Origin of the sequence: Pseudomonas sp. 30_B (assembly GCF_017491605.1) — a bacterium.
Taxonomy (GTDB): Bacteria; Pseudomonadota; Gammaproteobacteria; order Pseudomonadales; family Pseudomonadaceae; genus Pseudomonas.
On record NZ_JAFGYY010000008.1, the window covers coordinates 95,577 to 119,007 of the forward strand.

The window sequence follows — 23,431 nt, forward strand, 5'->3', positions numbered from 1 at the left end:
CCGGCGGGGGTCAGCCGGCGCGGAAGATCAGGTGCTCTTCCCAGTCATCCTCGGGCACCGAGCCCTCGGCAAGCATGCGGCCGGACTGGGAAATGCGTTCGTGATGCACGGCATCGCGATCACCGCAGACAAGGTGGTGCCACAGCGGCAGGTCCTTGCCCTCGGACACCAGGCGGTAGCCGCAGGTCGGCGGCAGCCACTGGAACTCGTCGGCCTGCGCCGGGGTGAGCTGGATGCAGTCGGGCACGCTGGCACGGCGGTTGGCGTAGTCGGTGCAGCGGCAGGTCTTCAGGTCCAGGAGCTTGCAGGCGATGCGCGTGTAGTAGACGGTGCCGTCGTCCTCGTCTTCCAGCTTCTGCAGGCAGCACAGGCCGCACCCGTCGCACAGCGATTCCCACTCGTCCTGATCGAGCTGGTCGAGGGTCTTGCGTTTCCAGAAGGGTTCGACTTTGGCGGCCATTTTTTGTACAGGGGCTGTTTCACGGGGCGCAAAGTCTAAGCCCGTAGCGCCGGAAGGCCAAGCGCAGGCGACCATTGACCGCGGGATGCTTGCCAGAGCGGGCCGCGCTGGTTAGTTTGATCGCCCCACGGGTGCGGTCCGCTTGCCCTCTACCAGTGCCGCGCGACCCGCCAAGCGCCCGATCCCACCGCGATGCCCGGCCGACCACGGCACCATCGGCAGATTCCACGCCCTTCAAGGAGCCACCATGAGCGCCAATCCTCGCGTTTCCGAGCACCCCATTGACCCGCAGTTCATCAATCGCTGGTCGCCCCGCGCGTTCAGCGGCGAAGCCATTCCCGAAACCACCCTGCTGAGCTTCATCGAGGCCGCGCGCTGGGCGCCCTCCTCGTTCAACTCGCAGCCCTGGCGCTTCCTCTACGCGCGCCGCGACACGCCGAACTGGCAGCGCTACCTGAACCTGCTGGGCGAATTCAACCGTGGCTGGGCGCAGCACGCGTCGGCGCTGGTGGTGGTGCTGTCCAAGACCACCTTCGCCCCGCCCGGCTCCAGCGAGGAGAAGCCCGCCCTGTGGCACAGCTTCGACACCGGCTCTGCCTGGGGTTTCCTGGCGCTGCAGGCAAGCCTGGCCGGCTGGCACACCCACGGCATGGCAGGCTTTGACCGCGAGCTGGCACGCACCGAGCTGAAGGTGCCGGCAGACCACGAAATCCACGCGGTGATCGCCATCGGCAAGCTGGGCGACAAGTCGATTCTCTCGGAGAGCCTGCAGGCCCGCGAAGTGCCCAATGCCCGCCGCCCGCTGGCCGAAATCGTCGCCGAGGGCGATTTCTCGCTCTGACGGGCAATTCTCCTTGTAGGAGCGAGCCATGCGCGCGATCGCGGGCATGGCCCGCTCCTACAGAAAAGCCAAAAGAAAAAGGCCCCGGATGGGGCCTTTTTCATGTTCGCAGCGGTCAGTAACCGCGCGCGAAATCCACTTCGCCGCGCATTTCCTGGCCGGCCCAGAAGCGCGTGAGGTTGTCGCGGAACAGTTCGATCAGCGGCCCCGGCAGCGTCGGCGCGGCGGTGTGCCCGGTGAGCAGCAGGCGCGGGGTATGCCAGAACGCATGCTGCGGCGGCAGCGGCTCTTCACGGCAGACATCGATCACCGCACCGGCGATCTGGTTGGCCTCCAGCGCCGACACCAGATCGGCATCGACCACCGCGTTGCCGCGCCCGGCGTTGATGAACAGAGCCGTCGGCTTCATCCGATTGAACAGCGGCAGGTTGTAGATATCGCGGGTCTGCTCGGTATCGGGCAGCAGGTTCACCACGTAATCGGCGGTCTGCAGCAGGCGCGGCAGGTCCTCCAATGCGCCCACGCGGCTGAACGGCAGCAGCGGACGCGGATTCTTCGCCACGCCCACCAGGTCCACACCGAAAGGCGCCAGCATGTGCGCCACCGCCTGGCCGATCTCGCCGGTGCCGACGATCAGCACCTGGCGGCCGTGCAGGCTGCCGGGCAGGCGGTCATCCCACTGCACGCCGACCTGGCTGGCCAGGCGGCCGAGCATCTGCCGTTCATGGGCCAGCAGGTAGGTAAGCAGGTATTCGGTCATGACCTGGCCGAAGATGCCCACGGCGCGGGTCAGCGCGTAATCCTTGGGCAGGTCGTCCGCCAGCAGCGGGGTGATGCCCGCCCAACTGGACTGTATCCACACCGGATGCACGCCCTGGCGCAGCAGTTGCGCGGCGAGATCGGGTTGGGCAAGCCAGACGGGGCATTCGGCGGCGGCTTCGAGAAGGCTGTCCGGCTTGTCGCCGGCGACCACCGTAATTCGCGGTTCCGCCGCCATGATCAGGGCGGCGTACAGGGCATGGTCTCGATCGAGAACGAGCAGGCGCATGATTCAGGACCTTCGCTTCGATCGGTGGAATGTATCCGGCTGGCGCATCTGGACTCGCTTGAAGGGAGCTTCCCGTTGATATCGGCACAGGTTCGAGGGAAGACAGGCCGCTATAGACACAGCCAGAGACCAAGCGTTCCTTCCTTTGAACCCTTTTTCTCCACGCATAATGCGCCCAAGCCGCGAACTTGCACAGTGCCACCACCGTACCCGCCCGCGGCTTGCAGGGAATTGCTCTACGGCAAGGCGTCAGAGCGGATCGTTCATCCGCAGCAGCTCCTCGGGCAGGTGCTCGATGTACTCTTCTTCGCCCGGCGGCATCTGTAGGTGGTAGCCCTGCTTCTCGATGTTCTCCAGGACCTTGTTGATGTCCTCGCGGGCCAGCTGGCGTTCCGGGCTGAGCACCAGGTCGAAGGTGTGCTGCGGCGGGCCGAACGCGGCGATCAGCCCTTCGGGGACGCGGGTCAGCGCCTCGCGCTTGTCGACGTACAGGTACATCTCGTTCTTGCGCGGACTCTTGTAGATGGAGCAGATGCGTTTCATGGCGTGTCTTCCGCGTTATTCGTGGGTCTGGACGGCGAGGCAGTCCAGCAGGGCCTGGCCCATCAGCTCGCGGCGCCAGCCCTGCAGCGATTCGGGCAGTTGGTAGGGGCCGTTTGGCCAGCCGGTCTTGAGCAGCGCTTCGAGGACCTTCTTGCGCAGCATCAGCTCGGGGGCCATGTTGAGGCGCTCGGCCTCCTTCTGGCCGACTTCGCGCAGCTGCTTGAGCAGCGGCGTGACCTCTCGCGGCAGCGGTTCGGGCAGCGTCCCGGGGCGATCGGACTCCGGCAGCTTCGCCGCGTGGGCGATCAGTGCGATCAGGGTATCGCCATCCTGGCGCACGGTGCGCGGGTGCATGTCGTCGATGCGTGCCAGGGCCACCTTGTCGGCGGGCTGGAAGCGCGCCAGCGGCCAGAGGGTGTGCTCGCGCAGCACGTGGTTGCGCGGCTTGTTGCGCAACCGCGCCTGTTCCTCACGCCAGGCGCACAGCTCGCGCAGCACGGCCAGTTGCTGCGGATTGAGCTTCCACGCCAGCTTCACGTCGAGGTAGGCGTCCTGCGGATCGCTGACGCGGGTCTGGTTGGCGGCCAGGTCCGCACCGTCGGCCAGCAGCCACTGCAGCTTCTCGTCGCTCAGGCGCGGCGCCAGCTTCACATAGACCTCGGCCAGATGCTGTACGTCCTCGGCGGCATAACGGACCTGCATCTCGGTCAGCGGGCGCTGCAGCCAGTCGGAGCGGGTTTCGTCCTTGGGCAGGTCGATCCCGAGGATCTCCAGCACCAGCTTGGAGTAGCCCATCGAGTGCGGCATGCCCAGATAGGCGGCGGCCAGCTGGGTGTCGAACAGCGGTAGCGGCAGACTGCCGGTCAGGCGCTGGAAGACTTCCAGGTCCTCGCCGCAGGCATGGAAGACCTTGACCACCAGCGGTGACTCCAGCACGGCGGCGAACGGCGACCAGTCGCGGATCAGCAGCGGGTCGATCAGCCACACGCCAGTGCCGTCGCCTACCTGCACCAGGCCGGCTCCGGGGTAGAAGGTATCGACACGCATGAACTCGGTATCGAGCGCGAGGTACGGCAGTTCTTTCCAGTCCTGGCACTTGTGCGCCAGGCTGGCATCGTCGCGAATCCACTGAATATCGAGAGCGGTCACGAACATCTCCTTCGTTTCGGTGCGCGCATTATATAGAGATGCATGATGTGCGAGCATTCCACTCGGCCATCGGCTGTCGACTGTCACGCGCAGCGACTAGGCTGGGCCCGCCCCATAACAACAACAAGGCAACTCCCCATGAAGAAGCTTCTCGGGCTGGTCGTCCTGCTGGTCGCCGCCCTGGCCGTCTACCTGGCATTCACCCCCAGCCCCATCGATCCGCTGGCCTGGATACCGCCCAAGGCCCCGCCGATGACCGGCGTGATGGAACCCAACGACACGCTGATGAAGGCCGAGCTGATCGCCCAGGGGCAGATAGTCGGGCCGGAAGACACCGCGGTGGACAGCCAGGGTCGCCTCTTCGCCGGCCTGGCGGACGGCCGCATCGTGCGCATCGGCGCGGACGGCAAGGCGCAAACCTTCGTCGAAACCGGGGGCCGGCCGCTGGGGCTGGCGTTCGATAAAGCCGGAAACCTGATCGTCGCCGACGCCTGGAAGGGCCTGCTGGAGGTCGATCCACAAGGGAAGATCCGCGTGCTGAGCGATTCCGCTGACGGCATTCCGTTCGCCTTCACCGACGACCTGGACATTGCCAGCGACGGGCGCATCTATTTCAGCGACGCATCCAGCCGTTTCCACCAGCCGGACTACCTGCTCGATCTGCTCGAAGCCCGCCCCCACGGCCGTCTGCTGCGCTATGACCCGGCTACCGGCAGGACCGAGACGCTGCTCAAGGACCTGTATTTCGCCAACGGCGTGGCGCTGTCGCAGAACGAGGACTTCGTGCTGGTCAACGAAACCTATCGCTACCGCATCACCCGTTACTGGCTCAAGGGCGAGAAAGCCGGGCAGCACGAGGTATTCATCGACAACCTGCCGGGGCTGCCGGACAACCTCGCCAGCGACCGCAAGGGCACCTTCTGGGTCGCCCTGCCCTCGCCGCGCAAGGCCGACGCCGACCTGATCCAGCAATTGCCCTGGCTCAAGCGCCAGTTGACCAAGCTGCCACGCGCCTTCCTGCCCAAGCCGGTGCCCTACGGCCTGGTGATCCAGGTGAACGAGAATGGCGAGATCGTCCGCAGCCTGCATGACACCAGCGGCCAGCACCTGCGCATGGTCACTTCGGCCAAGCCGGTGAATGGCGCGCTCTACCTGGGCAGCCTGGAGAACGACCGTATCGGGCGTCTGCAGATCCAGTAACGCCTCAGGCCGGCGTCTGCTCCTTGCGAGCAATCGCCGGGGCGGGCTCGGCGGACGGATCCAGCAGTTCCTGCATGCGCCCGCGCACCTCGGCCATCAGGGCCTCCACGCCGTCCTCGGCAAACTGGGTGGAATCGATCGGCGCGCCGACGTGCACCTCCACCGGCATCCCCAGGTTCAGCTTCAGGCCGCCGGCCGGCAGCAGTTTCTGGATGCCACGGATCGCCACTGGGACTATGACCGCATCGGTCTGCTGCGCCAGGCGGAAGCAGCCTTTCTTGAACGGCTGCAGCTTGCCGTCCTTGGAGCGCGTGCCCTCGGGCGCAGCCCACAGCACGATGCCGCTTTCCATCATTTCCCGCGCCCTGGCCAGGTCGGCCAGGGCCTGGTGGCGGTTGTGCCGGTCGATGGAGGGGAACTCCGCCGCCCGCATCGCCGCGCCCCAGATCGGCACCGCAAACAGCTCCTTCTTCGCCAGCATGCGGATCGAGCCGGGCATGGTCACGAAGATCGCCGGGATGTCATAAAAACTGGAATGAGTGCAGAGGATCATGTAGCGGCGGCCATCGCCGAAGTCCGGCACCTCGCCGTGTCGACTCAGGCGTGCGCCGGTCAGGCGCAGGAGGCTGCCTGACCAGTCGCGGGTGAAGCCATCGACCTTGCTGCGGCGCAGCCGGCCGACGGCGCCGAGCGCCAGCACACGGACGCTGTAGCCCAGGGTGATCAGGACGGTCGCGAGGCCCACCAGGGCGACGCGCAGCGGGCCGGCCTTGCGCGGCTCCGATTGCAGGTTGAGCTTGTTCGCCATTTCCCCACCGACAGTAACTTGTTCGCGATACAAGCCTTATGATGCGCCCAAGCCCCGTCACGACACAGGAATGCGCCCATGACCCATGCCCGCCTGCTCACCCCCGAGCAACTGGCCGCCCGCCTCGATGACCCGAATCTCGTCCTGCTCGACTGCCGCTTCTCCCTCGACGATCCCGGCTACGGGGCGCGCAGCTATCAGGAAAACCACATTCCCGGCGCCCACTTCGCCGACCTCAACAAGGACCTGTCCGCGCCCGTCGTTCCGGGCGTGACCGGCCGCCACCCACTGCCAGACCCGCAGCTACTGCTGGAGCGCCTGCGCACCTGGGGGCTGAATGCGGAAAGCGAGGTGGTGCTGTACGACGACGGCCCCGGCGCCTTCGCCGCCCGCGCCTGGTGGCTGCTGCTGTGGCTGGGCAAGCGCGAGGGCGTCTACCTGCTCGACGGCGGCCTCGGCGCCTGGCGCGCCGAGGGCCAGCGCCTGACCACTGCCGAGACGCCCGTGCGTCCCGGCGACTTCAAGGGCACGCCGGACAACAGCCTGCTGATCGACGCCGACACCCTCGGCACTCGCCTGGGCGAGCCCGACCTGCCGCTGGTGGATGCCCGCGGGCTGCCGCGCTTCCGTGGCGAAGTCGAACCCATCGACCCGGTCGCCGGCCACATCCCCGGCGCCCAGTGCGCGGCCTTCACCGACAACCTGGGCAGCGACGGTCGCTTCCTGCGCCCGGAGCACCTGCACCAGCGCTTCGCCAGCCTGCTGCGCGGCCGCCCGGCGCAAGACCTGGTGGCCTACTGCGGCTCCGGCGTCACCGCCTGCCACAACCTGTTCGCCATGAGCCTGGCCGGCTATCCCGTGGGGCGCCTGTACGCCGGCTCCTGGAGCGAATGGATCACCGATGCGAAACGTCCGGTGGCCAAGGGCGACTGATCGCCCGCCGCACCGGCAAAAACGGAAGGCACGCCACACCGGGCGCGTGTCTTCCGATGGATAGGTAACCGGGCATACGTCAGACTCATGCCCATTTTTCAAAGGAGTGAACCCATGCCCACCCGCCTTCGTCACACCCTGCTCGCCAGCGCGCTGCTGTGCCTGTGGGTTGCCACGCCGCTCCAGGCCGCCACGCTGGAAGCCACACCCTGCGCCATTACCGACCAATGGTCCGACCTCTACGGCGACGAGTTGGTGGCCGCGGCCAACGCCGGCCACGCTACCGCCCAGTACAGCCTCGGCCTGGAGTACGACGCCGGCAGCGACGAGTTCGAGCAGAACTACGAACAGGCCGCGTACTGGTACCAGAAGGCAGCCGAACAGGGACACGCCTGCGCCCAGTACAACCTGGGCAACGCCTACGACAGCGGCGACGGTGTGGAGCAGAGCGCCGAGAAGGCCGTGTTCTGGTACCAGAAGGCGGTCGATCAGGACGACAAGGACGCCGAATACAACCTCGCGATCATGTACGAGAACGGCACCGGGGTGACCCGCAGCTACAAGAAGGCCTTTGCGCTTTACAAACGTTCCGCGGAGCAGGGCGACGTGGATGCCCAGTTCGCCGTGGCCGAAGGTTATGCCAAGGGCCGCGGGGTGGCGAAGAACCCTGCGCAGGCCCGTCTCTGGTACCAGCGCGCCGCCGACCAGGGGCATGAAGAAGCCGAGGAAAAACTCGAGGCAATGCCCGAGTTGCCGGCGAGCATCTAATTTCCGGACGGAATATGGATTATTCCTGCACCATCAAAACAATTTAAAAACAGGCCTTTACAGCACAATTATCGCACTACACTTCAAATCGAGCGGCTAAGTCCGCTTCCGGCGGGGCCAGGAAAATCATTAAAAGCTGCCAAGTCGCCCCGCCCCGCCGGTCACCGAGGACGAGGATGTCATGGGAATTGCCGCCAACGACCTGTGCCACTACGTAATCCGGCCTACCCTGCTCTATCTGGGACGGCATAGTGTCGCGGCGGAAGCACTGCTGCTGGGGGCAGCAGCCTGTCAATCGGCGCTGGGGAGTGCGCTGGGCGACAGCCATGGCCATGGGCTGTACCGCATCGGTGAAAGCCGTCACCAGACCCTCTGGGACTGCTATCTGGCCTGCGACCCGGAGTTGGCCAGCCGGGTTCGCGGGCTGGCCAGTCAGCACGCTTTCCTCGACGCCCCCCACCTGGAACTCACGGTGAACCTGCGCTACAGCACCGCCATCGCCTGGATGATGGTCGAGGCCGAACGCATCCCCCTGCCCCATGCCGACGATCCCCTGGGCCTGGCCCGGGTCTGGCGTCGGGTTTTCCATCCCCACGGACGCCTGCACGATTTCGTCGACGCCTGGCACAGCTACGTCGGAAATCTCAGCCAGGTAGCCTGAGCGGAGCGAGAAGTCCCAAACTGACCGATTGGTCATATATTTTTCATCAACAGCGACGAACGGCAAGCATGCCGATAGAACGCTTGTTTGAGCGCTGAAGCCCAAACTAGAGCGCTTTACGGACACTACCCAAGACCTGGGAATCTTGATAGCTTGCGCGCCGGTATACACAGGAGTTGCTCTTACAATGAAAACAACATGGCTCAAAACCACGCTCGCACTGACCATTAGCGCCGCCTCTGCCCAGGCTCTGGCCAACGGCATCGCAATCAACGAGCAAAGCGCCAGTGGCGCCGGTACCGCTTATGCCGGTCGCGCCTCCTCCGCACTCGACGCCAGCACCATCTACGGCAACCCGGCCGGCATTTCCAAGCTCAAGCGCACCGAAATCAGTGGCGGTCTCGCCATCGTCGATGCCAAGGACGACATCAGCCAGGCCCACAGCGCCGCCACCGGCACCAACAAGGGTGACTCCGTCCCGCTGGCGGCCGTGCCCTTCGGCTACATTGCTACCCCGCTGGACGACAAGGTCAGCGTCGGCCTGGGCATCTACGTCCCCTACGGCATCATCAACGACTACGAAGGCAGCTTCCAGGGCCGTTACCACGGTTCCTACAGCAAGGTCCAGGTGATCACCGTCCAGCCGACCATCAGCTACAAGTTCAACGACATGGTGTCCGTCGGCTTCGGTCCGACCTTCAACCGTATCGACGGCAAGCTGGAGAACAACCTGGCCACCAAGGGTCTGTTCGGCGCGCCGGATGACACCGAGATCAGCATCAAGGGCGACGACACCGCCGCTGGCTTCAACGTCGGCGTGCTGTTCACCCCGACCGAGATGACCTCCCTGGGCGCGACCTACCACTCCAAGGTCAAGTACGAGCTCGAAGGCCACACCACCATTTCCGGCTCCCCCATGGGCCTGTTCGACAAGCGCATGGATGCCAGCCTGGACATCACCCTGCCCGAGTCTCTGGACCTGTCGATCACCCAGAAGCTGGACGACCGCTGGACCGTCTACGGTGGCACCACCTGGACCCGCTGGAGCCGTCTGCAGTCCATCGAGGTGCAGAACGAAAACGCGCCCCTGCCGAACCTGGAAACCATCGGCGAAGACCTGAGCTGGCATGACACCTGGTCGGCCGCCATCGGTACTTCCTACCAGTACAACGACCAGTGGGTGCTGCGTACCGGTTTCGCCTACGACCCGTCGCCAACCACCAACGACCACCGCAACGTGCGTATCCCGGTGGGCGATCGCAAGATCTTCACCCTGGGTGCCGGCTACTCGCCGAACGCCGACATGACCTTCGACTTCGCCTACGCCTACCTGTGGGAATCCACCGCCGGCGTGAACCAGCAAAACGGCGAGAGCCTGGCCGGCGTGGAACTGCAGCCTGCCTACAGCGCCAAGTACGACAACAGCGCCCACGGCCTGACCGCACAGATGACCTATCGCTTCTGATAGCCTCACCGACGTGGCATGAAAAAGCCGGGCATCTGCCCGGCTTTTTCATGCCCGCGGCTTCTGTCATGCCGCCTGGTCAGGCTCCGCGTGCTCGCGGCAGATCAGCTCGCCTTCGCGCGTTTCCAGCCGTTCCCCGGTCAGCCCGCAGAGCGCGCCGTCGTCCAGCCTCTGGTGGAAACGACAGGTGCGGCACAGGCCGAAACCGGGCACGTCCTCCTGGCGCTGGATGGCCGTCAGCAGTTCGCGCAGCAGCGAGACCAGCAGTTCGCGCCGTTCGCCCAGAGCGTCTTCCGCGCGACTCAGGAAAGCCGGTGGCACCAGCGCCCCGATCAGCTCCCGCCCCGCATCCGTCAGCTCCAGATGCACGCTGCGACGGTCCTGCGCATCCGGACGCTTGCAGATCAGCCCCTTGGCCTCCAGCGCCTTGAGTGACTGCGACACCGTACCCTTGGTCAACCCAAGGAAATCCGTGACCGCCAAAGGCGTATTCGAATAGCGGTTGCAGCGCGCCAGGTAGTTCAGCGCGCTCAGCTGGATCGGCTGCAACTCGGCCATCAGCGGCTGCTCGCGGGCCCAGGCGCGCATCAGGCTGGCGATGCGTTCGAGGTAGTCGTACAGGGTCGTATCGGTCATGGGCTCATCCTCCCGACAAATAGTATCGATCAAAAACAAATTTGACAGAAGGCTTCCTTCAATCGCAGACTTAAATGGTATCGATTCGATACATTAAAATCAGGAGCAGGATCATGAGCAAAACCGCCTATTACCATGCCGGCTGCCCCGTCTGCGTCGAAGCCGAACGCACGCTGCTGCCATTGCTGAACCGGGAAGTTGAAGTGGTGCACCTGGGCGAGCAGTCGCCGCGCATTGCCGAAGCCGAGGCCGCCGGGGTCAAGTCCGTGCCCGCCCTGGTGGTCGATCGCCAGGTGCTGCACCTGAACTTCGGTGCCGCCATCGCCGACCTGAAGTAAAGGCATGCCCAACGACATGGATGCCTACCGGCCGCTGCACTGCGATCTCCATGATTACCTGGAGATCGCCTGCCTGCACCGCTATTGGCTGCGCATCGAACTGCGCGACGGCCTGGTTTTCGACGCCCAGGCCTTCACCACGCATACGCAGCGTACGACGGCAGGCGAGGTGGAAGAGTATCTGGAAGTGCGGGTGGACGATGCCAGCCGGGAGCTCCGGCTGGATCGCCTGCACGCCATCACGCCGCTGGCGGCGGAGGCGCGCTTCGCCAGGGTGGTCTTGAGCCCGGCCTGAGATCCGGCCGGGGAGACCTCACCACATGAGGTCGTCGGGCACCACGTAATCCTTGTACGGATCGTCCTCGTCCGGCTCGCCACTGGGCTCGTTGAGCAGCACGATGCGACGCTCGTCGCGCTCCTGGATGCGCAGCGCGGCATCACGGGGGACGATTTCGTAGCGGCCGTCGTAGCTGACGATGGCCAGGCTGCCACGACTGAGCTTGTCACGGATCAGGTCATTGACCGCAATGCGCTTGACCTTCTTCGCGTCGACGAAATTGTAGTAGTCCTCGGTATCCAGCTTCGGAAGACGGGTGCCTTCGATCAGTTGCTTGATCTGGGCAGTTCTGGCTTTTTTGTCAGCCTTTTCCTGCTGCTGGCGATTCAGCTCGGCATCACGGGCCTGCTTCTCGGCTTGCGCCTGCAGGGCGGCCTGACGCTGGCTGTCATCCTTCTCCACCTGGCCCTTATGCTCCAGGCGTTGCTGCTTCTGCTTCTGCTTGCCGGCCTGCTTGGCCTGCTTCTCGCTGACCAGCCCGGCTTTCATCAGCTGGTCACGTAACGACATGCTCATTCGATAAGACTCTCGACAGTCCTTGATTGACGCGGGACAGATTTCCTGGTGGCACAACGGCCCGCGCTCGCGCCCACAGGGGGTATAATCCTCGGGCCTGTGCGTGCGCTGCGCAAGTGCCCAGCTCGATTTCACTCATTCAGGGCCCATATGATCAAGCTCATCGTTCTCGCGATCCTTGCCATATTCCTAGTCGCCATCCTCTACGTGCACCTGCGCGGCAAGGTGCGCCTGCCCCTCCTGCGCCAGGTCGTGAACCACTCCGCCTGGTTCGCCCCGTACAACTCGCTGATGTACCTGAACTCCAGCGTACCGTCCAAACCCTACCTGGACCGCGAGCGCTTCCCCGAGCTCGACAAGCTGCGCGACAACTGGCAAATGATCCGCGAAGAAGCCGAGAAGCTCTTCGACGAGGGCTACATCCGCGACGCCCTGAACAACAACGAAGCCGGCTTCGGCTCCTTCTTCAAGAAGGGCTGGACCCGCTTCTACCTGACCTGGTACGACGGCCCCCTGCCCTCCGCCCAACAGCTCTGCCCGAAGACCGTGGAGCTGGTAAGCAGCATCCCCAACGTCAAGGGCGCAATGTTCACCCGCCTGCCGCCGCGCAGCCACCTGAACAAGCACCGCGATCCGTACGCAGGCTCCTTGCGCTATCACCTTGGCCTGGCCACGCCGAACTCCGAGGCGTGCCGCATCTTCGTCGACGGCCAGCCCTACGCCTGGCGCGACGGCCAGGACGTGATGTTCGACGAAACCTTCGTGCACTGGGTCAAGAACGAGACCGACGAGTCCCGCCTGATCCTCTTCTGCGATATCGAGCGCCCGCTCAAGTCGTCGCTGTTGACCCGCATCAACCGCCGTGTCAGCGCCTTCCTCGGTCGCGCGACCGCGCCGCAGAACGTCGACGGCGAGCGCGTCGGCGGCATCAACCAGGCCTATTCGGTGCTGATCCACCTGGGCAATGCCGTGGGCAGCAAGGTGAAAGTATTCAAGCGCCGCTATCCGAAGGCCTACCGCATCGGCCGGCCGGTGCTGGCGGTGATCCTGCTGGTGTGGCTGCTGCGCTGGCTGTTCGGCTGAGATACCTGTAGGAGCGAGCTTGCTCGCGAACAGAGTTTCCGGCAGCGCCGGCATCAAGCGGTTCGCGAGCAAGGACTGGGCGTCCCCCTCGGTCCTACGAAGAACAAAAAAGCCCCGCGATTGCGGGGCTTTTTCATGGCCGGGAGAATTTATCCACAGCTGAGCGGGTTCTTCTCGTCGCGCTTGGCAGCACCCCAGAGTTCGTCCATTTCTTCCAGGCTGCTGTCTTCGAGGCTACGCCCCTGGTCACGCAAGGCCGTCTCGATGTAGCGGAAACGCCGCTCGAACTTGGCGTTGGCCGCACGCAGGGCGGTTTCCGGGTCGACCTTGAGCTTGCGCGCCAGGTTGACCACCACGAACAACAGGTCGCCCACCTCTTCTGCCTGGGCCTCGGTGTCGCCGCCGGCCATGGCTTCGAGCACCTCGTCCAGCTCCTCGCGGACCTTGTCCACCACCGGCAGGGCGTCAGCCCAGTCGAAGCCGACCTGGGAAGCACGCTTCTGCAGCTTGTTGGCGCGGCTCAGCGCCGGCAGAGCGTGAGGCACGTCGTCCAGCAGGGACAGCTGCACCGGCTCGGCGGCCTTGGCGGCGCGCTCCTCGGCCTTGAGCTCTTCCCAGCGCTGCTTGACTGCGGCTTCCTCAAGCTTTGCCTTGTCCGGCTTGCCGTAGAGGTCGCCGTCGGGGAACACGTGGGGATGGCGACGGATCAGCTTTGTGGTGATGCCATCGACCACCGCGTCGAATTCGAAGCGCCCCTCCTCCCGAGCCAGCTGTGCGTAGTAGACAACCTGGAACAGCAGGTCGCCCAGTTCCTCGCGCAGGTGATCGAAGTCGCCGCGCTCGATGGCGTCGGCGACTTCGTAGGCTTCTTCGAGGGTGTAGGGAACGATGGTCGCGTAGCTCTGCTTCAGGTCCCACGGGCAACCGTGCTGCGGGTCGCGCAGACGGGCCATCAGGTGCAGCAGGTCGTCGAGCTTATACATCCTTGCCACCCGCGCGGTCGCGGCGCGCCTCGATGATGTTGGGCAGCTGGGAGACCCGCGCCAGCAGGCGGCCCAGTGCGTCAAGACCCGGAATCTCGATGGTCAGGCGCATGACCGCGGTGTTGTCTTCCTTGTCCGAGCGGGTGTTGACCGCCAGGACGTTGATGCGCTCGTTGAGCAGCACCTGGGAGACGTCGCGCAGCAGGCCTGAGCGATCGTAGGCGCGGATGACGATATCCACCGGATAGGTGCTGACCGGCACCGGCCCCCAGCTGACCTGGATGATCCGCTCCGGCTCGCGGCCAGTCAGTTGCAGCGCGGTGGCGCAGTCCTGGCGGTGGATGGTGACGCCGCGGCCGAGGGTGATATAGCCGACGATCGGGTCGCCCGGCAGCGGCTGGCAGCAGCCGGCCATCTGCGTGAGCAGATTGCCGACGCCCTGGATCTGGATGTCGCCGCGCTTGCCATGGCCGATCTTGCTCGGCTTGCGCGGGATGAGTTCGAGTTGCTCGGTGCCGCGCTCGGGCTCCACCAGCTGCTGCGCATAGCTGACCACGTGGGCCAGGCGCAGGTCGCCGGCGCCCAGGGCGGCGAAGAGGTCTTCGCCGGTCTTGTAGTTGGCCTTCTCGGCGAGCTTCTCGAAGTCCACCGGCGGCAGCGCCAGACGGCCCAGCTCGCGTTCGAGCATGGCCTTGCCGGCGGCGACGTTCTGGTCGCGCGCCTGCAGCTTGAACCAATGGACGATCTTCGCCCGCGCCCGCGAGGTGGTGACGTAGCCCAGGTTCTGGTTCAGCCAATCACGGCTCGGCCCGCTCTGCTTGCCGGTGATGATTTCCACCTGCTCGCCGGTCTGCAGGCTGTAGTTCAGCGGCACGATGCGGCCGTTGATCTTGGCGCCACGGCAGTTGTGGCCGACCTCGGTGTGCACGCGGTAGGCGAAGTCCAGCGGGGTCGCGCCCTTGGGCAGGTCGATGGCGTGGCCGTCGGGAGTGAAGACGTAGACCCGGTCGGGCTCGATATCCACCCGCAGCTGTTCAGCCAGTCCGCCGATGTCGCCCAGTTCCTCGTGCCACTCCAGCACCTGGCGCAGCCAGGAAATCTTCTCTTCGTAGTGGTTGGAGCTGGCCTTGACGTCGGTGCCCTTGTAGCGCCAGTGCGCGCACACGCCCAGCTCGGCTTCCTCGTGCATGGCGTGGGTGCGGATCTGCACTTCCAGCACCTTGCCCTCGGGACCGATCACCGCGGTGTGCAGCGAGCGGTAGCCGTTTTCCTTGGGGTTGGCGATGTAGTCGTCGAATTCCTTGGGGATGTGCCGCCAGAGGGTGTGCACGATGCCCAGCGCGGTGTAGCAGTCGCGCATTTCCGGCACCAGCACGCGCACGGCGCGCACGTCGTAGATCTGGCTGAAGTCCAGGCCCTTGCGCTGCATCTTCCGCCAGATGGAATAGATGTGCTTGGCGCGGCCGGAGAGATCGGCCTTGATGCCGGTAGCGGCCAGGGCGTCCTTGAGCTGCTGCATCACGGTGGCGATGTACTGCTCGCGGTCCAGCCGGCGCTCGTGCAGCAGCTTGGCGATCTGCTTGTACTGGTCGGGTTCCAGGTAGCGGAAGGACAGGTCCTCCAGCTCCCACTTGATGTGGCCGATCCCCAGGCGGTGAGCCAGCGGCGCGTAGATGTCGAACACCTCGCGGGCGACGCGCATGCGCTTTTCATCGTCGCCGTTCTTCACCGCGCGGATGGCGCAGGTGCGCTCGGCCAGCTTGATCAGCGCGACGCGTACGTCGTCGACCATGGCCACCAGCATCTTGCGCAGGTTCTCGATCTGCGCCTGGGTGCCGAGCACCAGCGACTGCCGGGGGTTGAGGCTGGTGCTGATCGCCGCCATGCGCAGCACGCCTTCGATCAGCTTGGCGACCACCGAGCCGAAGCGCTGCTGGACCTCTTCCAGCTTGACCTTGCCCTCGCGTACGCCACGGTAGATCACCGCGGCGACCAGGGATTCCTGGTCGAGCTTGAGGTCCGCCAGTATCTCGGCGATCTCCAGGCCCGTCTGGAAGCTGGAGGTGCCGTCCGCCCAGGAGTTGTCCGCCTTGCTGGTTGCCTTGTTTTCGACCTCGCGGGCGAATTCGCAGGCGTCCAGCAGGACCTTGCGATCCAGTAGCGGGACCAGGGTCTGGACATGGTCCAGCCAGGCCTCGAGGTTGATGCTGCCGTCAGTGTTGACCGGCTGGTGCGCTCTCACCTGTACCATCGTGTCTACCCTTCCCCACGGTGCCCCACGGTGCACCGCTCACAGCGCCGGCCTTTCTTCTTGCCTGGGCCGGTCGGATTGCGCGAGCCGTCCTAGCTCGCCTCGAACAAAGCCATCGCCTCCACATGCGCCGTCTGCGGGAACATGTCGAGGATGCCGGCGCGCTTCAGCCGATAGCCCTGTCGGGCCAGTTCGCCTGCATCGCGCGCCAGGGTCGCCGGGTTGCAGGACACATAAAGTACCCGCTCGGCGCCCAATGAACGCATTTCCCGTGCCGCCTCGAAGGCTCCGTCGCGCGGAGGGTCGAGCAGCACAGCGGTGAAATCCTCCGCCGCCCAGAGGGCGCCGGCAAGCGGTTTCGAAAGGTCCGCCTGGTGGAACCGGGTATTGGCAAGGCTATTGGCCCGGGCATTGGCCGCGGCGCGCTCGACCATCGCCTGCACACCTTCCACTCCGACCACTTCACGCACCTGGCGCGCCAGCGGCAGGGCGAAGTTGCCCAGGCCACAGAACAGGTCCAGCACGCGCTCGTCGGCCGTGGGCTTGAGCCAGTCCAATGCCTGGACGACCATCGCCTCGTTGACCGGCGCGTTCACTTGCACGAAGTCGCCGGGACGATAGGCCAGGGTCAGGTTCCAGGTATCGAGCCGGAAGCCGAGGTCGGCGTTACCGGCATGCGGCGTCGGTTCTCCGTCGCCCTGCAACCACAATTGCACATCGCGTGCCGAACAGAATTCCAGCAGTCGTGCCAGGTCGCCATCGGACAAAGGTTCGATATGCCGCAGCAGTAGTGCGCTGGCAGTGCCCTGGAACAGCTCGACGTGGCCGAGGGCCTGCGGTTTGGCAAAGCCACGCAGCAGCTCCGGCAACTCGCGGGCCAGCGATTGCAGTTCAGGCACCAGCACCAGGCAGTCGTCGAACGCGACGATGGCCTGGCTGGCGGCGGCGCGGAAACCGACTTCCAGACGCTTGGCCTTGACGTCCCAGCGCACGGCGAGGCGCGCACGGCGACGGTAACCGAATTCCGGCCCCACCAGCGGCGCAGCCCACTCCTGCGGAACCAGCCCGGAGAAACGCTCCAGTTGCTCGGCAAGGGTGCGCTGCTTGAGCGCCAGCTGATCGGCGTGGGGCAGATGCTGCAGGCTGCAGCCGCCGCAGATGCCGGCCACCGGGCACGGTGCGCTGCGGCGGTTCTCGGCGGCGGTAAAGATGCGCTCGCTGCGGGCTTCCACGATCTGGCTGCGGGCAGTCAGCACACGGGCCTCCACCGCTTCGCCTGGCAGGGCGCCGGCGACGAACCAGGTGCGTCCATCGGCATGGGCGATGCCACGGCCATCATGGGCCAGGCGCTCGATGCTCAGACGCTGCTTCTTGCCCACCGGTACCGCGGTACCTCGCGCTCCGCCGCTGGGCTGGAAACGCAGGCCGGATCTCTGCTTGGCCATGTCAGTGGGGATCGAACACGCCCGAGGAAAGATAACGGTCGCCACGGTCGCAGATGATCGCCACCAGGGTCGCGTTTTCCAGTTCGCGCGACAGGCGCAGCATGGCCGCCACCGCACCGCCGGACGACACGCCGCAGAAGATGCCCTCTTCACGGGCCAGGCGGCGCATCACGTCTTCGGCTTCGCTCTGCTGCATGTCGACGACGCGATCGACACGGGTCGAGTCGAAGATCTTCGGCAGGTACTCCTGGGGCCAGCGGCGGATGCCGGGAATGGCCGAGCCTTCCATCGGCTGCAGGCCGACGATCTGCACGTCCGGGTTCTGCTCCTTGAGGTAGCGCGACACCCCCATGATGGTGCCGGTGGTGCCCATGGAGCTGATGAAATGGGTGATCTCACCACCGGTCTGCTGCCAGATTTCCGGGCCGGTGGAGTTGTAGTGAGCAATCGGGTTGTCGCCATTGGCGAACTGGTCGAGGACCTTGCCCTGGCCTTCGCGCGCCATCTGGTCGGCCAGGTCGCGGGCGCCTTCCATGCCCTGCTCCTTGGTCACCAGGATCAGCTCGGCGCCGTAGGCGGTCATGGCGGCCTTGCGTTCGGCGGTGGAGTTGTCCGGCATGATCAGGATCATGCGGTAGCCCTTGATCGCCGCCGCCATCGCCAGGGCGATGCCGGTGTTGCCGGAGGTGGCCTCGATCAGCGTGTCGCCGGGCTTGATGTCGCCACGCAGCTCGGCACGGGTGATCATCGACAGCGCCGGGCGATCCTTCACCGAGCCAGCGGGATTGTTGCCCTCGAGCTTCACCAGCAGAGTGTTGGAAGTATTCCCAGGCAGGCGTTGCAGGCGCACCAGCGGGGTATTGCCGACGCAATCGGCGATAGTCGGATACTGCACGGTCATGGAGGCACTCGGATCTGAAACCAGGCCACCTATGATAACGGCAAACCGCGGCGCGCCATACGAAGTTTCCTAACAAGCCGTGTGCAATTACTCAGAGGCCGCTTGCGGCGGGCAATCGCAGATGCACGCGCAGCCCCGCCGAACCGCGATCCGCCCAGAGTTCGCCGCCCTGCATGCGCACCGAACTGCGGGCGATGCTCAGGCCCAGGCCGAAGCCTTCTTCGCTGCGCGCAGCGGACAGACGGGTGAAGGGCAGGAAGATGCGTTCGAGATCGGCCTCGGGAACGCCAGGGCCGTCATCCTCCAGCACGAGATGCCAGAACGCGCCCTCCCGGCAACCACCCAGGCGAATGCGGCCATCGCCAGGCGAGTGACGGATGGCGTTGCGCAGCAGGTTTTCCAGCGCCCGCGCCAGGCCGTTGAGGTGGCCGCGCACGCGACACCCGGGCGGCACCTGATAAAGGAAGCGCTCCGGTGCCCAGCCCGCTTCGAAGCGGGCGTCGTCCACCAGCAGTTCCCAAAGCGACAGGAGGTCGATGTCCTCCCGCTCCAGGTGCGGTCGCTCGGTATCCAGCCAGGCCAACTCCAGGGTATCGGCGACCAGGCGCTGCATCACCTCCACCTCGCGTTCGAGCCGCTGACGCAGCGCCGCCTCGCTGATCCGACTGTCGCCCGCCACCCGCAGGCGACTGAGTGGAGTACGCAGTTCGTGGGACAGGTCGCGCAGCAACTGGCGCTGGAAGCCCACATGGCTACGCAGGCGTTCCGCCATGTGGTCCAGGGCCCGGCCCAACTCGCCCAGCTCGTCACGTCGGGCGCTGAGTTCGGGGCCGGCCACCGAGCCCAGGTCGTCGGCCCGCAGGGCATTGGCGTGATCGCGCAGGCGCGCCAGCGGGCGTACCAGGTAACGGTAGAGCAAGGCGCACAGCAACAGCGCCAGCACGATCGGCATCAGGCCGTGGGTCAGCGACTGGTGAATGAGGGTGAAACCGCTGGGCAGGTAGCGCGCCGGCAATTGCAGCACCAGGCGGCCAGCAGTCGGGTCGCCGGGGAACGGGATGCCGATGTAGGGCAGCTGAACAGAGCGTGAACTCACCGGCCACTCCACTCCGCGCTGGAAGGTCAGGTGCGAGACTTCCTCCAGGCTCAACGGAACGCTGCCCAGGGCCTGCAACCGGGCATCGACCACCGTCATCCAGCCCGCCTCGCGCTGGCGCATCCCTTCCAGCCAGGCGTCGATCCCAGCCGCCCCGCCGGAGCGCCAGGCCCGCTCCGCCTCGCGAGCGTAACCGCCGAGCACCTCCCGCGCCTCGGCGGACAGGTAGTAGCTGTGCCGCTCGACCTGCTTGCCCCACGACCAGGACAGCCAGATCAGCAGCAAGCAGAAGGCCACCAGCGCGACCGCCAGCCGCCAGAACAGCGAGTGACGTCCAGGTACGTCAGCCATCGCTATCGCGGAACACGTAGCCCTTGCCCCACACCGTCTGCAACTGGTGACGCAGATAGCCGATGGCCTGCAGCTTGCGGCGCAGGTGGCTGACATGCATGTCCAGCGAGCGGTCATGGGGGGTGAAGGCGCGGTGCAGGACATGCTGGTAAAGGAAGGCCTTGCTGAGAATCTCTCCCGGACTGGCGAGGAAGGTCTCCAGCAGACGGAACTCGGTCGCGGTGAGCCCCGCCCAGTTGCCTTCCAGGCTGGCGTCGGCCTTTTCGCCGTCCAGTTGCAGACCATCGCTGCCGCCCACCGGCACCTGCAACCCGCGCTCCAGCGCCACCCGGCGCAGCACCGCGTCGACCCGCACGCTTAATTCGACCAGGCTGAAGGGCTTTGGCAGGTAGTCGTCGGCGCCCTGGGAGAAGCCGGCAATGCGGTCCTGCTCGGCGCCCAGGGCGGACATCAAGATCACCGGCACCGAACGCTCACGCCGCAGCCGGCGCAGGATGTCCAGGCCATCGATGCCCGGCAGCAGGATATCCATCAGCACCAGGTCGTAATCGCCACCGCACGCCTCGGCAAGGCCCGCGTCGCCATCCTGGCACCAGGTGACCGCGAAACCGCGTTCGCTCAGGTGGGAAGACAGGTGGGCGCCCAGCGTTGGATCGCCCTCGATGGTCAGCAGGCGCAGACCCGAGGAGGAAAATGCGTTCATATTGAATAAGAGTGATTAGCAATTGCGCCCAGTATTCCCGATTCGGCGCAATCTCGGCAAGGCGAAGGCCCCTGCCGCAGGTCTGAACCGCTACACTGCCGGGGAAAACCGCACCGGAGGAATCGCGTGTTCAAGGATCTCGGCATCAAGGGACGTGTCCTGCTGCTCACCCTGCTGCCCACCAGCCTGCTGGCGCTGGTATTGGGTGGCTATTTCACCTGGGTGCAGTTGTCGGACATGCGCGCCCAGCTGATCGAGCGCGGGCAACTGATTGCCGAGCAACTGGCGCCGCTTTCCGCTCCGGCACTGGCGCAGAACAACACCGAGCTGCTGTTGCGCATCGCCACCGAAGCGCTGGACCAGCCGGACGTGCGTGCCGTCACCTTCCTCAATCCCGAGCGGGAACGCTTGGTCCACGCCGGCCCCAGCATCCTCACCCCCATGCCCAGCGGGGACAGTTCGCGCCTGAGCATGACCAGCAACCTGGATACCACCCACTTCCTCCTCCCGGTACTGGGCCGGCACCGCAACCTTTCGGGCGACCCGGACAGCGACGGCGCCAAGCTGCTCGGCTGGGTAGAGCTGGAGCTGTCGCACCACGGCACCCTGCTGCGCGGCTACCGCAGCCTGTTCACCAGCCTGCTGCTGATCGTCACCGGCCTGGTGGTCACCGCCCTGCTCGCCCTGCGCATGAGCCGCGCGATCAACGCGCCGCTGGCGCAGATCGCCCAGGGCGTCGCGCAGCTCAAGGAGGGCCGTCTGGAAACCCGCCTGCCGGCACTGGGCAGCCACGAACTGGACGAGCTCGCTGGCGGCATCAACCGCATGGCCGAGGCCCTGCAGAGCGCCCAGGAAGAGATGCTGCACAACATCGACCAGGCCACCGAGGACGTGCGGCAGAACCTGGAAACCATCGAGATCCAGAACATCGAACTGGATCTGGCGCGCAAGGAGGCCCTGGAGGCGAGCCGGATCAAGTCCGAATTCCTCGCCAACATGAGCCACGAGATCCGCACCCCGCTCAATGGCATCCTCGGCTTCACCAACCTCCTGCAGAAGAGCGAGCTGACCTCGCGCCAGCAGGACTACCTCGGCACCATCCACAAGTCCGCCGAAAGCCTGCTGGGGATCATCAACGAGATCCTCGACTTCTCGAAGATCGAGGCCGGCAAGCTGGTGCTGGAGAACATCCCCTTCAACCTGCGCGAACTGATCCAGGACACCCTGACCATCCTCGCCCCCGCCGCCCACGAAAAGCAGCTGGAGCTGGTCAGCCTGATCTACCGCGACACCCCGCTGCAGCTGGTGGGTGACCCGCAGCGCCTGAAGCAGGTGCTGACCAACCTGGTGAGCAACGCCATCAAGTTCACCCACGAAGGCAGCATCGCCGTGCGCGCTATGCTCGAAGACGAGAGCGATGATCGCGCGCAACTGCGCATCAGCGTGCAGGACACCGGCGTCGGCCTCACCGACGCGGACCTGCGCGCGTTGTTCCAGGCCTTCAGCCAGGCCGACAACTCGCTGTCGCGCCAGGCCGGCGGTACCGGACTGGGGCTGGTCATCTCCAAGCGTCTGATAGAACAGATGGGCGGCGAGATCGGCGTCGACAGCAGCTCTGGCGAGGGCTCCGAATTCTGGATCAGCCTCAACCTGCCCAAGGCCCGCGACGACGGCGACGACCTGCTGCCGGCCCTGGCCGGCGGGCAGCGCGTGGCGCTCTACGAACCCCATGAGCTGACCCGCACCGCACTGCACCACCAGCTGGAAGACTGCGGCCTGGAGGTCAACGAATTTCCCGATCTCGCGTCGCTGGAGCGGGCGCTGGCGGTCGATCCCCAGGGCCAGCCGCCGATCGGCCTGGCGCTGCTCGGCGTGACCTCCGCCACCCACCCGCCGGAGCTGCTGCGCCAGTCCATCCGTGAACTCGAACAACACGGCTGCAAGAGCCTGGTGCTCTGCCCGACCATCGAGCAGGCGCACTACAACGCAGTGCTGCCCGAGTCCCAGGTACAGAGCAAGCCGGCCTGCACCCGCAAGCTGCAGCAGGCGCTGAACGAACTGCTGCACCTGCGTCCGAGCCGCAAGGAAAAGAGCGCCAACGGCATGCTGGAGCGCGCACCGCATCTGCTCTGCGTCGACGACAATCCGGCCAACCTGCTGCTGGTGAAGACCCTGCTGAACGACATGGGCGCCCAGGTGGTCGCCGTCGACAGCGGCCAGGCCGCCGTGGACGCAGTGCAGCGCGAGCGCTTCGACCTGGTGTTCATGGACGTGCAGATGCCCGGCATGGACGGACGCCAGGCCACCGACGCGATTCGCCGATGGGAAGCCGAGCGCGAAGTCAGTCCGGTACCGATCATCGCCCTCACCGCCCACGCCCTGGCCAACGAAAAGCGTGCCCTGCTGCAAGGCGGCATGGACGACTACCTGACCAAGCCCATCGACGAGCGCCAGTTGACCCAGGTGCTGCTGAAATGGACCGGGATGCGCCTGGGCGCGCCGCGCACGGAAGCGCACAGCAGCGAATCCGGACTGAGCGCACTGAGCGTGCTGGACCCCGCCGAAGGCCTGCGCCTGGCTGCCGGCAAGGCGGAGCTGGCCGCCGACATGCTCGGCATGTTGCTCGCCTCACTGTCCGCCGACCGCGAGGTGATCCGCCAGGCCCGCGAGCGCAACGACCGCAACACCCTGCTCGAACGCATCCATCGCCTGCACGGCGCCACCCGCTATTGCGGCGTGCCCATGCTGCGCGCCGCCTGCCAGCGGGCGGAGACGCTGCTCAAGCAGAACGACCCGGACGCCCCCGCGGCCCTGAACGAGCTCGACAAGGCCATGGCCGAACTGGCCAAGGCCACGGAAAACCACGAAGCCGAAACCGCAGCCAACGCGGCGCTCCCGCAAGACACGCCCTGAGA

At 65.7% G+C, this 23,431-nt stretch carries 23 protein-coding genes; 10 read left to right on the plus strand and 13 right to left on the minus strand.

The window, feature by feature from the left end; all coding sequences use genetic code 11:
* Positions 1 to 10: 10 nt before the first annotated feature.
* Positions 11 to 460 (minus strand): YcgN family cysteine cluster protein, encoded by a 450-nt coding sequence (locus tag J5M67_RS11080; RefSeq protein WP_207885362.1) that lies wholly within the window; start codon positions 458 to 460, stop codon positions 11 to 13.
* 247 nt (positions 461 to 707) lie between these two features.
* Between J5M67_RS11080 and J5M67_RS11085 the strand changes: the two genes are divergently transcribed.
* Positions 708 to 1,301 carry a nitroreductase family protein gene (locus tag J5M67_RS11085; protein ID WP_207885363.1) on the plus strand — a complete coding sequence of 198 codons (594 nt, stop codon included), beginning with the start codon at positions 708 to 710 and terminating at the stop codon, positions 1,299 to 1,301.
* 115 nt (positions 1,302 to 1,416) lie between these two features.
* On the opposite strand, the gene J5M67_RS11090 is transcribed toward J5M67_RS11085, so the two are convergent.
* The 3 genes from J5M67_RS11090 to rnd form a co-directional block, all read right to left on the minus strand.
* Positions 1,417 to 2,349 (minus strand): D-2-hydroxyacid dehydrogenase, encoded by a 933-nt coding sequence (locus J5M67_RS11090; RefSeq protein ID WP_207885364.1) that lies wholly within the window; start codon positions 2,347 to 2,349, stop codon positions 1,417 to 1,419.
* A gap of 249 nt (positions 2,350 to 2,598) precedes the next feature.
* Positions 2,599 to 2,892 (minus strand): YcgL domain-containing protein, encoded by a 294-nt coding sequence (locus J5M67_RS11095; protein ID WP_207885365.1) that lies wholly within the window; start codon positions 2,890 to 2,892, stop codon positions 2,599 to 2,601.
* Between the two features lie 15 nt (positions 2,893 to 2,907).
* Positions 2,908 to 4,041 carry a ribonuclease D gene (gene rnd / locus J5M67_RS11100; protein ID WP_207885366.1) on the minus strand — a complete coding sequence of 378 codons (1,134 nt, stop codon included), beginning with the start codon at positions 4,039 to 4,041 and terminating at the stop codon, positions 2,908 to 2,910.
* Positions 4,042 to 4,179: 138 nt separating this feature from the next.
* On the opposite strand from rnd, the gene J5M67_RS11105 reads away from it, so the two are divergent.
* Positions 4,180 to 5,241 (plus strand): SMP-30/gluconolactonase/LRE family protein, encoded by a 1,062-nt coding sequence (locus tag J5M67_RS11105; protein WP_207885367.1) that lies wholly within the window; start codon positions 4,180 to 4,182, stop codon positions 5,239 to 5,241.
* A gap of 4 nt (positions 5,242 to 5,245) precedes the next feature.
* On the opposite strand, the gene J5M67_RS11110 is transcribed toward J5M67_RS11105, so the two are convergent.
* On the minus strand, positions 5,246 to 6,049 hold the full coding sequence (locus J5M67_RS11110; RefSeq protein WP_207885368.1) for a 1-acyl-sn-glycerol-3-phosphate acyltransferase: 804 nt from the start codon (positions 6,047 to 6,049) through the stop codon (positions 5,246 to 5,248).
* A gap of 78 nt (positions 6,050 to 6,127) precedes the next feature.
* Between J5M67_RS11110 and J5M67_RS11115 the strand changes: the two genes are divergently transcribed.
* From J5M67_RS11115 to J5M67_RS11130, 4 genes are all read left to right on the plus strand, one after another.
* Positions 6,128 to 6,982: a sulfurtransferase gene (locus J5M67_RS11115; protein WP_207885369.1), complete on the plus strand. Its 855-nt coding sequence runs from the start codon at positions 6,128 to 6,130 to the stop codon at positions 6,980 to 6,982.
* Positions 6,983 to 7,096: 114 nt separating this feature from the next.
* Complete coding sequence (locus J5M67_RS11120; RefSeq protein ID WP_207885370.1) at positions 7,097 to 7,750, plus strand: tetratricopeptide repeat protein; 654 nt, start codon at positions 7,097 to 7,099, stop codon at positions 7,748 to 7,750.
* A gap of 181 nt (positions 7,751 to 7,931) precedes the next feature.
* Positions 7,932 to 8,411 carry a hypothetical protein gene (locus tag J5M67_RS11125; RefSeq protein WP_207885371.1) on the plus strand — a complete coding sequence of 160 codons (480 nt, stop codon included), beginning with the start codon at positions 7,932 to 7,934 and terminating at the stop codon, positions 8,409 to 8,411.
* A 187-nt stretch (positions 8,412 to 8,598) separates the two neighbouring features.
* Positions 8,599 to 9,876: an outer membrane protein transport protein gene (locus J5M67_RS11130; protein WP_207885372.1), complete on the plus strand. Its 1,278-nt coding sequence runs from the start codon at positions 8,599 to 8,601 to the stop codon at positions 9,874 to 9,876.
* A gap of 66 nt (positions 9,877 to 9,942) precedes the next feature.
* On the opposite strand, the gene J5M67_RS11135 is transcribed toward J5M67_RS11130, so the two are convergent.
* Positions 9,943 to 10,512, minus strand: coding sequence for a MarR family winged helix-turn-helix transcriptional regulator (locus J5M67_RS11135; protein WP_207885373.1), 570 nt, complete (start codon positions 10,510 to 10,512; stop codon positions 9,943 to 9,945).
* A gap of 113 nt (positions 10,513 to 10,625) precedes the next feature.
* Here J5M67_RS11135 and J5M67_RS11140 point away from each other — a divergent pair, with 113 nt between their 5' ends.
* Both J5M67_RS11140 and J5M67_RS11145 read left to right on the plus strand, forming a co-directional pair.
* Positions 10,626 to 10,850, plus strand: coding sequence for a thioredoxin family protein (locus J5M67_RS11140; RefSeq protein ID WP_207885374.1), 225 nt, complete (start codon positions 10,626 to 10,628; stop codon positions 10,848 to 10,850).
* Positions 10,851 to 10,866: 16 nt separating this feature from the next.
* Positions 10,867 to 11,145, plus strand: coding sequence for a Rho-binding antiterminator (locus J5M67_RS11145; RefSeq protein ID WP_207885491.1), 279 nt, complete (start codon positions 10,867 to 10,869; stop codon positions 11,143 to 11,145).
* 18 nt (positions 11,146 to 11,163) lie between these two features.
* On the opposite strand, the gene J5M67_RS11150 is transcribed toward J5M67_RS11145, so the two are convergent.
* Complete coding sequence (locus tag J5M67_RS11150) at positions 11,164 to 11,703, minus strand: DUF2058 domain-containing protein (protein WP_207885375.1); 540 nt, start codon at positions 11,701 to 11,703, stop codon at positions 11,164 to 11,166.
* A 150-nt stretch (positions 11,704 to 11,853) separates the two neighbouring features.
* Here J5M67_RS11150 and J5M67_RS11155 point away from each other — a divergent pair, with 150 nt between their 5' ends.
* Complete coding sequence (locus tag J5M67_RS11155; protein ID WP_207885376.1) at positions 11,854 to 12,786, plus strand: aspartyl/asparaginyl beta-hydroxylase domain-containing protein; 933 nt, start codon at positions 11,854 to 11,856, stop codon at positions 12,784 to 12,786.
* 149 nt (positions 12,787 to 12,935) lie between these two features.
* Here J5M67_RS11155 and mazG read toward each other — a convergent pair whose 3' ends face one another.
* From mazG to J5M67_RS11185, 6 genes are all read right to left on the minus strand, one after another.
* On the minus strand, positions 12,936 to 13,769 hold the full coding sequence (mazG, locus tag J5M67_RS11160; protein ID WP_207885377.1) for a nucleoside triphosphate pyrophosphohydrolase: 834 nt from the start codon (positions 13,767 to 13,769) through the stop codon (positions 12,936 to 12,938).
* Positions 13,762 to 16,020 carry a GTP diphosphokinase gene (gene relA / locus J5M67_RS11165; protein WP_207885378.1) on the minus strand — a complete coding sequence of 753 codons (2,259 nt, stop codon included), beginning with the start codon at positions 16,018 to 16,020 and terminating at the stop codon, positions 13,762 to 13,764. The genes mazG and relA overlap by 8 nt, the downstream gene beginning before the upstream one ends.
* Before the next feature lie 92 nt (positions 16,021 to 16,112).
* Positions 16,113 to 17,465 carry a 23S rRNA (uracil(1939)-C(5))-methyltransferase RlmD gene (gene rlmD, locus J5M67_RS11170; protein ID WP_207885379.1) on the minus strand — a complete coding sequence of 451 codons (1,353 nt, stop codon included), beginning with the start codon at positions 17,463 to 17,465 and terminating at the stop codon, positions 16,113 to 16,115.
* A 1-nt stretch (position 17,466) separates the two neighbouring features.
* Positions 17,467 to 18,366, minus strand: a complete 900-nt coding sequence (gene cysM / locus J5M67_RS11175; protein WP_207885380.1) for a cysteine synthase CysM — start codon at positions 18,364 to 18,366, stop codon at positions 17,467 to 17,469.
* A 91-nt stretch (positions 18,367 to 18,457) separates the two neighbouring features.
* Complete coding sequence (locus J5M67_RS11180; protein WP_207885381.1) at positions 18,458 to 19,813, minus strand: sensor histidine kinase; 1,356 nt, start codon at positions 19,811 to 19,813, stop codon at positions 18,458 to 18,460.
* On the minus strand, positions 19,806 to 20,516 hold the full coding sequence (locus tag J5M67_RS11185) for a response regulator transcription factor (RefSeq protein ID WP_207885382.1): 711 nt from the start codon (positions 20,514 to 20,516) through the stop codon (positions 19,806 to 19,808). Before J5M67_RS11185 ends, J5M67_RS11180 begins: the two co-directional genes overlap by 8 nt.
* A 126-nt stretch (positions 20,517 to 20,642) precedes the next feature.
* On the opposite strand from J5M67_RS11185, the gene J5M67_RS11190 reads away from it, so the two are divergent.
* Positions 20,643 to 23,429 (plus strand): response regulator, encoded by a 2,787-nt coding sequence (locus J5M67_RS11190; RefSeq protein ID WP_207885383.1) that lies wholly within the window; start codon positions 20,643 to 20,645, stop codon positions 23,427 to 23,429.
* Positions 23,430 to 23,431: the final 2 nt, after the last annotated feature.